Raw genomic sequence first — 12,493 nt, 5'->3', positions numbered from 1 at the left:
AACTATTATATTTGGCAATTAAAAATAATTCAATTATATGAAAAAACTCATTACTGCTTTATTTTGTAGTTTTATAGGAGGATCTGTACTTGCGCAGTGGACGCCTACGACTGCAGAAAGAGGAACTAAACTTGGGGAAGCTCAAGTAAGAAATTACTATAAATTGGATTTAGCAAAAATTCAATCCCAGCTTAAAGATGCAAAGCTAATGGGAGGTAATGCTAAACCTGTTGAAATTTCGATTCCATCTCTTAACGGGAAAATTGAAAAATTTGCTGTTTATAGCTTCCCGGTAATGGCTAAAGAGCTTGCAGAACAGTATCAATTAGGATCGTATGTAGGGGTAGGAATTACTGACCCAGGAAAATATATTAGATTTTCTGTGTCGCCAACGAACTTCCAATCTATGGTAATTAATAACGGCACCTATGAATTTATTGAACCTCAGAACGCATCTAAAACTTTGTACGGAGTAACTCCTAAAACAATCAATACGGGAGGTAAAAGTTTTGTATGTAGTACAACTGAAGGACCAAAGTCAATTGATCAAATCAATGAAATGATTAAAGGAGGACAGTCTTTCACCAATCAGCCAACTGACTTCTCAAAAAGTTCTGATAGAAAATATAGAACTATGAGATTGGCGATTTCTACAACTCCAGAATACACTACTTTTCATGGAGGTACATTAGCAACTGCTTTATCTGCTATTAATGCAACAATGACTACCGTAAATGGTGTTTTTGAAAAAGATTTTGCTTTACACTTGAATGTACTGAACTATCCGCAATTAATTTACATTGCAGGATCGCCAGATCCTTATACTAATAATTTGAATTTACAACTTCAGCAAACGCTGACTTCAGTTGTAGGTAGTGCAAATTATGATATTGGACATGTATTCAATGCTGCAGGAAACAATGGAAATGCAGGTTGTATAGGATGTGTATGTTTAGCTCCGGCAAATAATACCTCATTAGGTAAAGGATCTGCTTTTACCCAGAGTACAAGCCCGATAGGTAATAGTTTTGATATTGATTTTGTTGCTCACGAAATGGGGCACCAGTTAGGAGGGAACCACACTTTTGCTCATGCTTTAGAAGGAGCTGGTGTAAATGTGGAGCCAGGTTCTGGATCTACAATTATGGGGTATGCTGGAATTACCGGACCTGATACAGATGTTCAGCCTAATTCTGATCCATTCTTTCATAAGGTTAGTATTGTTCAAGTACAAAATAATTTAGCTGCTAAAACTTGTGATACAGAAGTTTCTATGAACAATAATCCGCCAGTAATTGCAGATTTACCTACGTATAGTATTCCTAAAGGAACAGCATTTGTTTTAACAGCATCTGCTACAGATCCTGAAAATGATCCTATTACTTACATGTGGGAGCAAGTGAATAATGCAACTGTAACCATCAATAAGGCTAACCTTGGTACTACAACTTCGGGGGCTACCTTTAGATCTTTTACCCCAACAACAAGCCCAACTAGATATTTCCCTAAATTAACATCTGTGTTAGCTGGTGTACTAGATAACTCTACTAATCAATGGGAGTCTGTTTCTCAAGTAGCAAGAACTACGAAATTCTCGGTTACTGTAAGAGATAATAATCCAGATCCTCAACAACAACAAACACAATCTGCAGAACAGACAATTGTTGTTGGTAATGATGGACCATTTAAAGTTTTAACAAATTATATAAATAGTAATGCTCCATCTGCATTAGAATGGGATGTTGCTAATACTACGGCTGCTCCTTATAGCGTTGCAAATGTAAAAATTGACTATACAACAGATAACGGAACAACTTGGAATGTTTTGTTTGCTTCTACTGCAAATGATGGTACTGAGAACATAAGCTTCCCAGCTGCTCTTAACGGGCAGACTGTAAAAGTAAGAGTTTCATCAATTGGAAATGTATTTTATGCAGTAAGATCTGTAATGATTACTCCTTTTGCAACTTGTACAGGGGCTGCGCCAACTAATATTGTAGTGTCAAATACAACAGCTTCTTCGGCTTATGTTTCTTGGACTCCAATAGTAAATGCAACTTACAACTTCAGATACAGAAAGCCTAGTTCAACTGTTTGGACTGAAGTAAGTTTAAATAATGCATTTATTACTTTAAATAATTTAGCAGAAAATACAGATTACGAAGTGCAGGTTTCTACAGTTTGTAATGGTGTTCCTGGTGCTTATTCTACATCTGTTTATTTTAACACAATTTTATTGACTTATTGTGTAACACAATCTAATAATTTTGCATATGAATATATTTCAAATGTAACAGTAGCTAATGTAAATAATACTTCTGTGGGAACTGCTTATTCAGATTATACTACCAACCCTCTACTTCAGATTAATGTGGTTAAAGGAGTTTCAAATCAAATGTCTGTTACGGTTGCAAACCCTGATTATGATACTGTAGCTGCTTGGATTGATTATAATAAAAATGGAGTATTTGAAAGTTCTGAAAGAGTATTTAATTTCCCAGTAGCTTTAATTACTGGTCCGGTAACGGGGTCATTTACTGTTCCTCAGTCAGCTATTACTGGACAACCTATGAGAATGAGAGTTGTTCTTTTATACGGTGGTGCACCAAATGCAGGAGGATCTTTAACTGGACCTTGTGGAGGATTAAGTTATGGTGAAGCAGAAGATTATTTTGTTGTAGCAACTGAAACTAACCTTTCTACAGTTGATAATAATATCAAAAATAACGGTATTCAGATTTACCCTAATCCAGCAACTGATTTCCTAAATGTTACTAAAGTTTCTGATAAAGCTACTTATAAGATTTATAGTGCAGCTGGTCAGTTAGTAGGTAATGGAAATATTAGCAATGGAAAAATTAATGTTTCATCATTAATCAAAGGAGCTTATGTAATATCTATTGAAGATAAAGGAAAAGAAAGTTTCAATTCTAAATTTATCAAGAAATAATAAATTCTTTTTTAATACTAATGAATCCTCAGGAAAACCCTGAGGATTTTTATTTTTTTTTATGATAAATAAATGAAAACAAGTATATTTGGCAATTAAAAATAATTCAATTATATGAAAAAACTCGTTACTGCTTTATTTTGCGGTTTGATGGGAACCTTTGCTTTTGGGCAATGGACACCAGCTCAACCGCAAAGAAATTCTAGTAAGAAAATTACAGAATTTAAAAGTTACTACAAATTGGATCTTGCCCAGCTTCAGCAGAAGCTTAAAAACGCTCAAGAAATGGGTGGGAATTCAAAATTTGTTGAAATATCACTTCCTACACTTAGTGGTAAAATTGAAAGATTTGCTGTTTATAGCTTTCCTGTAGTGGTGAAAGAATTGGCAGATAAGTATGAATTAGGTTCTTATGTAGGTGTCGGTATTGATGATCCATCAAAGTATCTGAGATTTTCTGTTGCTCCAAATGACTTCCAGTCTATGATAATTAATAATGGAGAGCTTGAATTTATTGATGCGCAAGATTCAGCTAAAACCATTTATGGAGTTCATCCAAAAACGATTAATACAAAAGGTAAAAGCTTTGTCTGTTCTACTGATGAAGGGTTTGGAGCGATTAAAGATATAGAAGAAATGTCAAAAGTTGGTAATTCATTTACTAATCAGCCAACAGATTTTTCTAAAATGTCTGATAAAAAGTACCGTACAATGAGATTGGCTGTTTCTGTAACAGGTGAATACTCTCAGAAATTTGGAGGTACAGTTGCTGGAGCTTTAGCTCAAATTAATGCTACTTTAACAAGAGTAAACGGTGTTTTTGAGAAAGATTTTGCATTACATTTGAATTTGCAAAATTTCCCTAATGTTATTTATTTAAACGGAGCAACCGATCCTTATTCAGATCCTGCAGTTGGAACAGATCCTGCTAATACAGCCAGCGCAACTGGTTGGAATGTACAACTTCAACAGACATTAAGTGTAAATGTTGGAAGTGCTAACTATGATATCGGACATCTGTTCGGAGATTCAGGAGGTGGTGGAAATGCAGGCTGTATTGGTTGTGTATGTATTAACCCAACCGGAGTTGCTGCAACATCTCTTTCTAAGCAAAAAGGATCAGGATATACATCTCCAGCAAATGGAAACCCATCTGGTGATAGCTTTGATATTGATTACGTAGCACACGAAATTGGTCATCAACTAGGAGCTAATCATACTTTCTCACATGCTCTAGAGGGTTCAGGAGTAAATGTGGAGCCAGGATCAGGATCTACAATTATGGGGTATGCTGGTATTACTGGTGGACCGGCTACTGATGTGCAACCAAACTCAAATGCTTACTTCCATAAAGCAAGTATTACTCAGGTTCAAACAAATCTTATTAATAAAACATGTGATGTAGAAACTACAGTAAATAATAGTCCTCCTGTTATCACAGCGTTACCAACTTACAATATACCAAAAGGAACTGCTTTTGTTTTAACGGCTTCAGCTACTGATGCTGAAAATGATCCTTTGACTTATACTTGGGAGCAGGTAGATAATGCAAGTGTTACCACTAATAGTACAAACTTAGGTTCTACTATTACAGGTGCTTCATTTAGATCTTTTACGCCAACAACTAATCCTACAAGATATTTTCCAAAATTAGCTTCTGTATTAAATGGAGTTTTAGATAATACAAATAATGGATGGGAATCTGTATCAAAAGTTGCTCGAACTACAAAATTTGCAGTAACCGTAAGAGATAATAATCCTGATCCTGCACAGCAACAAACTCAGTTTGCAGAGCAAACAATTGTCGTTGGTGACGTAGGTCCGTTTAGAGTGTTTACTCAATATGCAAATACTTCTGCTCCTACAGCAATTGAATGGGATGCAGCGGGTACTACAGCAGCTCCATACAACGTAGAGAATGTTAAAATTGATTATACAACTGATAATGGAACTACTTGGACAGTATTATTTGCTTCAACTCCGAATGACGGAACTGAAAACTTTACTTTTCCAGCTTCATTGAGCGGTCAGACAATCAAATTAAGAATTTCTTCTATAGGAAATGTTTTCTATGCGGTAAATTCTATATCAGTTTCACAATTTGCGCCATGTTCAGCAGCAGCACCTACCGGTGTAGTAGTAAGTAATATAACAGCAAGTGGTGCAACAGTTAGCTGGGCACCAGTAACAGGAGCAACTTATATTATTAGATATAAAAAAGTATCAGATACAACTTGGCAACAAACAACTTCCACTTCACCATATGCTGTGTTGGCTGGTTTAAATGAGCAGGTTATTTACGAAGTTCAGGTAGCAGTTGTTTGTTCTGGTAATACGGGTACTTATTCAGCTTCTGTAAACTTTACAACTAAGGCAGAATTAACCTATTGTGATGCCTCAACGCTTACAGGTACATCAATATCTATTTCTAATGTTACTTTAGCTAATATTAACAACAATTCGAATGCTGCGCCGTACACAAACTTTACGACTAACCCGGCGTTGCAAGTAAATTTGGTAAAAGGAACTCCTTATCCTATTTCAATAAAATCCACATTGAATCAATATAATGCCGTTGCCGTATTTATTGACTACAATCGTGACGGAGTATTTACAGATAACGAAAAAGCTTACAATTTCCCTACAGCCGTTGGATCTACTTTTACTGGGTCAATTACAGTTCCTTCAACTGCCGTTGAAAACCAAATTCTTAGAATGAGAGTAATATTGATCTATGCAGGACAAGGATCTGCTGGAGCTTCTATTGATGCATCTTTAACTTGTGGTACAAACTTTACGCATGGAGAGGTTGAAGACTACAATGTTGTTGTTACTGCTTCTAACCTAAGTACTTCTGAAACAGGTGTTAAAAATAACGGTATTCAGATTTACCCTAATCCAGCAACTGATTTCCTAAATGTTACTAAAGTTTCTGACAAAGCTACTTATAAGATTTATAGTGCAGCTGGTCAGTTAGTTGGTAATGGAAATATTAACAACGGAAAAATTAATGTTTCATCATTAATAAAAGGAGCTTATGTAATATCTATTGAAGATAAAGGAAAAGAAAGTTTCAATTCTAAATTTATCAAGAAATAATAAATTCTTTTTTAATACTAAAGAATCCTCAGGAAAACCCTGGGGATTTTTTTTTGTTTATAGTATTGGTATTAATGTTTGGCTTTTTTTGTAATAAATGGATGAAAACAAGTATATTTGGGTATTAAAAATAATTCAAGTATATGAAAAAACTCATTACTACCTTAATGGTTACTCTAGTAGGAGGGGGTGTGGTGTTTGCACAATGGACACCAACTTCCTCTAAAAATGTAGAGCCTAAAAAAAAGGGGTCAGAATTTGTAGTGAAATCGACATCTATTAGAGATGGAGATTACTATAAATTAGATTTAGATTTATTGCAATCTCAACTTAAGGATGCGCAAGAGACTGGAGCCAATGCAAAACCGGTTGAAATATTATTGCCTACTTCAAATGGAAAAATAGAAAGGTTTGCTGTCTATAGTTTTCCTGTAGTTGTAAAGGAATTGGCTGATCAATATCAGTTAGGATCTTATGTAGGTGTGGGAGTTGATGATCCCTCAAAATCTCTAAGATTTTCCTTAGCTCCTAATGATTTCCAGTCGATGATTATGAAGAGCGGAACTTATGAATTTATAGATGCGCAAAATGCTGATAAAACTGTCTACGCTGTTCATTTAAAAACGATTAAAGGTAAAGAAGGTTTTGTATGTTCTAGTGAAGAGAGCGCACAGGCAAAACAGCAGATGGAACAGTTGTATCAGCAAGGTAAGTCATTTTACAATCAACCAACAAATTTTTCAAAGTTATCAGACAAAAAATACCGAACGATGCGATTGGTAATGTCTGTTACAGGAGAGTATAGCCAATTTTTTGGTGGTACAGTAGCGGGAGCACTTACTCAGATAAATGCAACTTTAACCAGGGTAAACTTTGTATTTGAAAAAGATTTTGCATTGCATTTAAATCTTCAGAATTATCCACAATTAATTTATCTAGATCCTACTACGGATCCTTATGCAACTGTAACAAATGCATATCAACCACCTAGTAGCTGGAATCAGTCTCTTCAAACAGCAATAACTAATGCTGCAGGAAATGCTAACTACGATATCGGACACTTATTTGGTGCATCAGGAGGAGGAGGAAACGCCGGTTGTATAGGATGTATATGTGTGAATCCTACCACAGCAGTACCATTGGGAAAAGGAGCTGCGATTACGTCTCCTCTTACTGGTAGTATAAATCCTAGTCCTTCGGCACCCCCATCAGGAGATACTTTTGATATAGATTTCGTTGCTCATGAAATGGGGCACCAACTAAGCGCAACCCACTCTTTTTCTCATGAGATACAAGGGGGGGGAGCACAAATGGAACCTGGCTCCGGATCTACCATTATGGGGTATGCTGGTATTACGGGAGGACCACTTACTGATATTCAGCAAAATTCGGATGCTTATTTTCATGCAGTCAATATTAAACAGGTTCAGGCAAACCTTATTAGTAAAACATGTGATGTAGAAACTACAGTTACCAATAATGCTCCAGTAATTGCGGCTTTACCAACCTTCAATATTCCTAAAGGTACGGCATTTGTACTTTCGGCTTCGGCTACAGACCCGGAGAATGATCCTCTGACATATACGTGGGAGGAAATGGATCCTGCTAGCGTTGCAATAGATAAAAATAATTTAGGTAATACCTCAACGGGTGCATCTTTTAGATCTTTAACACCAACTACAAATCCTACAAGGTATTTTCCCAAGCTTACTTCTGTATTAAATGGTGTTTTAGACAATACTAATAATCAATGGGAGTCTGTTTCCAAAGTAGCAAGAACAACTAAGTTTAGTGTTACGGTAAGAGATAATAACCCAGATCCTCTTCAACAGCAAACTCAGTTTGCAGAACAGACAATTATTGTAGGAGATAATGGTCCATTTAAGGTGACCACTACGATAGCAGAGGCGAGCGGTTCTCCAACATCAATTTCATGGGCAGTTGCCAATACTACCGCTGCACCCTATAATGTAGCAAATGTTAAGATTGATTATACAACAGATAATGGTACTACTTGGACAGTGCTTTCTGCTTCTACACCAAATGATGGTTCTGAAAGCTTTACATTCCCAACTTCATTGAATGGAAGTAATGTTAAAGTGAGAGTTTCTTCTATAGGAAACGTATTCTATGCTATCGGAAGTGTTGCGCTTACTACATTATCACCTTGTAGTACTACTGCACCTTCTGGTCTTACCGTAATTACTTCACTAAGTGGGGCTTCAATCTATTGGACTCCTTATTCAGGAACTAGCACTACATATATAGTACGTTATAAGAAAACGACCGATATTACTTGGACTGAAGTTTCTACATCAGGGTCAGCAATCAATGTTAGTGGCTTAACGGCTGGAACCTATGAAGCGCAGGTAGCTGCGGTATGTGCTGGTACTGCAGGTACATTTTCTGCATCTGTAAACTTTACAGTAACTACTTTTTCTACAGTTACCTATTGTGATTCTTCTACAGGAAGTGCTTTATATGAACATATCTCAAGCGTTTCATTGGCGAATATAAATAATCCTTCTGGACCTTCTACATATACAAATTATACTACAAATCCCTCATTACAAATTAACTTAGCAAAAGGAGCTGCTCCTTATACTTTAACAGTAGGTGTGGGAACTGCGGATCAATATGATGCGGCTTCTGTATGGATAGACTGGAACAGAAACGGACTATTTGAAGATTCTGAAAAAGTATTAGATGCTCCAGTATCTCCTACTATTCCAACTCAATATACATCGTCTGTAACAGTACCTTCTACTGCTGTAGAAAACCAGCCGTTGAGAATGAGAGTAGTGTATATTTTTGCGGGCTCTGGAAATAATGGTTTCCCTATACCTTCAGATTTTGCTTGTGGCACCAATTTCAATTATGGAGAAACTGAGGATTATAACGTAGTAGTGACTCCAGATCCTTTATTGTCAACAAATGAGAATTCAGGTGTCAAGAATAACGGTATTCAGATTTACCCTAACCCAGCAACTGATTTCTTAAATGTTACTAAAGTTTCTGATAAAGCGACTTATAAGATTTACAGTGCAGCTGGTCAATTAGTTGGTAATGGAAATATTAGCAACGGAAAAATTAATGTTTCATCATTAATAAAAGGAGCTTATGTAATATCTATTGAAGATAAAGGAAAAGAAAGTTTCAATTCTAAATTTATCAAGAAATAATAAATTCTTTTTTAATACTAATGAATCCTCAGGAAAACCCTGAGGATTTTTTTTGTTTTGAAATCATAAGCTTGATTTTGATGAAGTAATTGTAAAAAAAAAAGTTTAATCTATAATTTAATTATAGAAAATGATTAGATTTGTATTTAATTAATAAATAATGCCTATGAAGAAATTCTTTACATTTTTAATACAATTTCGTGATTTAATAGCGTTAAGTTTTATAAAAAGCATTGATGCTATTCTGTTTGAGAAATTGTCATTTTATCTATTTCCTATCACAGGAAACTCGATTATGAAAATAATTACACTCAATGGTTTTACAGAAAAACGCATTGATAGCCTTAAAAATCGTTTTAATACTTCATTAGATTCTTAATTTACTATTTATGAAGAAATTTTTATTCTCGTGTCTATTATTTATAGTCACATGTATAAATGCCCAGATTAATTTGGGTGTTGGAAGTACTACTACGGGAATCGCCCCTATTAGTACTTATTATGGATATTCCTACGTACAGCAGATTTTTCCTAAAACGGAAATAAATGCTGCCGCTGCTGGGAATATAACTGGTGTTAAGTTTTACTTAAGTCCATCATCAGTACTTACTAATTCCTCGAGTTGGACTGTTTATTTAGGTCATACTAACAAAGCTACCTTTGATTCTAATACAGATTGGATAGCGGTAACGGGATTAACTCAAGTGTTTACCGGAACAGTAACCAATACCGCAGGTGTTGTAGAAATTACTTTCCCGACACCTTTTGCTTATAATAACGTAGATAACTTAGTAATTGCGGCAAGAGAAAATTCACCTAATTACGACTCAAATGGATTTGCAGATGCTATGTATGTTTACAATACAGCAGCAAATAGATCAATCTATTACAGAAGTGATACTACTATTCCTAATCCTGCTTCTCCACCAACTGCTGGAGGAAGAAATGGGTATAACTCTGCTACCACACTTTTAGGCTTGGCTCCAAGCCCTATTCCTGCTTGTCCTACGGTGACAGCTCCTGCAGCTGCGGCAACAGGAGTAAGTTTAACACCTGCATTTACTTGGAACTCAGTAAGTGGCGCAACGGGGTATAGATTATCTGTTGGTACTACATCTGGAGGAACCAACATCGTAAACAATCAAGATCTTGGAAACGTTACGACGTATACACTTCCAGTTGCTGCAGGATTGCAATATAGTACTCAGTATTATTATACGATAAGTTCTTACAGCGCTACTAATCCTTCTGCAACTTGTTCGGTAAGAAACTTTACGACTCAAACTATTCCATGTCCTGCTGTATCGGCACCAGCTGCTGGAGCGGTGGGAGTATCTACTACGCCAACAATCACTTGGGCTGCTGTTACTGGCGCTACAGGGTATAGATTGACCGTAGGTACTACCGCAGGTGGAACACAAACATTAAATAATGTAGATTTAGGAAATGTAACATTATACACTTTCCCTACTCCTTTAGCTAATAATACACAGTATTATTATAAGGTAAATTCTTACAACACTGGTGGAGCTTCGGCTTCATGTACTGAAAGAAATTTTAGAACTTTATGTACAACGACTCCTTTACCTTGGACAGAAAACTTTGATGCAATGTCGACTCTAGGTGCTGGAATTGTTCCTCCTTGTTGGGCACAAGTTACTGGAAGTAATGCGTGGACTTCTTCAAATGCAGCGGCATCTAACTCATCTCCAGGACCAAGATCGACACAGAACTATGTTAGAGTACAATATGGTAATTCAACAGCAAGTCAATTATGGACACCTGGATTTACATTAACAGCTGGAACTACTTACGAATTTTCATTCTATTATCATACTGGAGGAACAGATACTAGTAATATCGGATTCACAGGTAATGTCTTGGTAAACTCGTCTCAGTCTTCTACAGGAGCTACGAATTTAGGAACATTCATCACTGCTACACAAGGTACAGCTAACTATACTCAGTATAAAGTATACTATACACCTGCAACTACCGGTAACTATAATTTTGCCGTAAATGCATCGTCTACTTTTGCTCCTTGGTATTTAGGGGTTGATGATTTCAGAGTGAGAGTTGCGCCTACTTGTATAGAGCCATTAGGGGTTGTAGCCGTTAGTGCCACAGGAAATACAGCTACGGTATCATGGAATCCACCAACAACGCAGCCGGCAAATGGATATCAAATATATTATAGTACTACAACTACTCCTCCGGGAGCACCTCAAGTACCATTTGTGGCAGGTACAGCTACTAACTATACAATTCCAGGGCTAAATCCAAGTACTACTTATTATATTTGGATTAAAGCGATATGTAGTGGGACAGATCAGAGTGATTTATCGGATGTTGTATCTATTATGACAACGCAGATTCCGGCAACACTTCCTTATACTCAAAACTTTACCACAAATAATGATTTAGGATTATTAAACGGAACACAAGCTAATAAATGGGTACGTGGTAATGTAACTGGAAATCCTGCTCAATCATTATATATATCTAATGATAATGGTGTTACAAATGGATATGCACATACAACAAGTACTGTACATGCATTTAGAGATATTCAAATTCCAATTGGAACTACACTTGCCTCATTCTCTTTTGATTGGAAAGGTCAGGGAGAAGGAACAACTTACAAATACGATTATTTGGAAGTTTGGTTAGTGCCATCTACATATTTACCAGCTCCAGGAACGTTAATTACTGCAGGAGCGGGAAGGGTTTCTTTAGGACAGTATAATCTTCAGGGAACTTGGCAGTCTTATTCTAATAGCAATTTAAACCTAACCAATTTCGCCAATAGTGTAATGCGTTTAGTATTCCAATGGAGAAATGATGGTGGGGGTGGTACTCAGCCTTCTATTGCAATTGATAATATTGTATTAAGAGTTTGTAGTAATGCGACTCCTGTAGTAACAGTAGTACCTGCTTCTATTACACATAATGCGGCAAACCTTACTTGGCCACAAGATATTGGTGGAGCTTCTTATGTGATAAGATACAGACCTTTAGGTACGGGAAGTGCTTGGTTGCCATCCACTGGCCCTATTACTGTAGCGGCAGTAACTACAGCTACAAATGGCTATCCTTTCCCTCAAAACCTGTTACCATTCACTGATTATGAAGTGGAAGTAGCAGCGGTTTGTAATAATGTCCCAGGGGTATTCTCACATAATGAATTTAAAACCAAATGTGATCCTACTCCTCCAAACGTTACAGTGACTAGTATTACTCCAACATCTGCTTTAGTAACTTG

At 36.4% G+C, this 12,493-nt stretch carries 4 protein-coding genes; all 4 read left to right on the top strand.

Going from position 1 to position 12,493, the window contains the following annotated elements:
• The first annotated feature begins 37 nt into the window (after positions 1-37).
• Positions 38-2,950 carry a reprolysin-like metallopeptidase gene (locus B5X64_RS12550; RefSeq protein WP_079465588.1) on the top strand — a complete coding sequence of 971 codons (2,913 nt, stop codon included), beginning with the start codon at positions 38-40 and terminating at the stop codon, positions 2,948-2,950.
• A 114-nt stretch (positions 2,951-3,064) separates the two neighbouring features.
• Positions 3,065-6,049 (top strand): reprolysin-like metallopeptidase, encoded by a 2,985-nt coding sequence (locus tag B5X64_RS12545; protein ID WP_079465587.1) that lies wholly within the window; start codon positions 3,065-3,067, stop codon positions 6,047-6,049.
• A 143-nt stretch (positions 6,050-6,192) separates the two neighbouring features.
• On the top strand, positions 6,193-9,231 hold the full coding sequence (locus B5X64_RS12540) for a reprolysin-like metallopeptidase (RefSeq protein WP_079465586.1): 3,039 nt from the start codon (positions 6,193-6,195) through the stop codon (positions 9,229-9,231).
• Between the two features lie 389 nt (positions 9,232-9,620).
• Positions 9,621-12,493: fibronectin type III domain-containing protein (locus tag B5X64_RS12530; RefSeq protein ID WP_185120019.1), on the top strand; the 2,873-nt coding region annotated here is incomplete at its 3' end.

The sequence above is a fragment of the Chryseobacterium balustinum genome (assembly GCF_900168205.1).
GTDB classification, from domain to species: domain Bacteria; phylum Bacteroidota; class Bacteroidia; order Flavobacteriales; family Weeksellaceae; genus Chryseobacterium; species Chryseobacterium balustinum.
Note: the sequence above shows the minus strand (reverse complement) of the source record. Positions and strands in the feature narration are given on the sequence as shown.

What these genes read in the sequence shown, in the direction of transcription:
- B5X64_RS12550 (WP_079465588.1), top strand. Translation starts at nt 38, where the DNA reads ATGAAAAAACTCATTACTGCTTTATTTTGTAGTTTTATAGGAGGATCT.
- B5X64_RS12545 (WP_079465587.1), top strand. Translation starts at nt 3,065, where the DNA reads ATGAAAAAACTCGTTACTGCTTTATTTTGCGGTTTGATGGGAACCTTT.
- B5X64_RS12540 (WP_079465586.1), top strand. Translation starts at nt 6,193, where the DNA reads ATGAAAAAACTCATTACTACCTTAATGGTTACTCTAGTAGGAGGGGGT.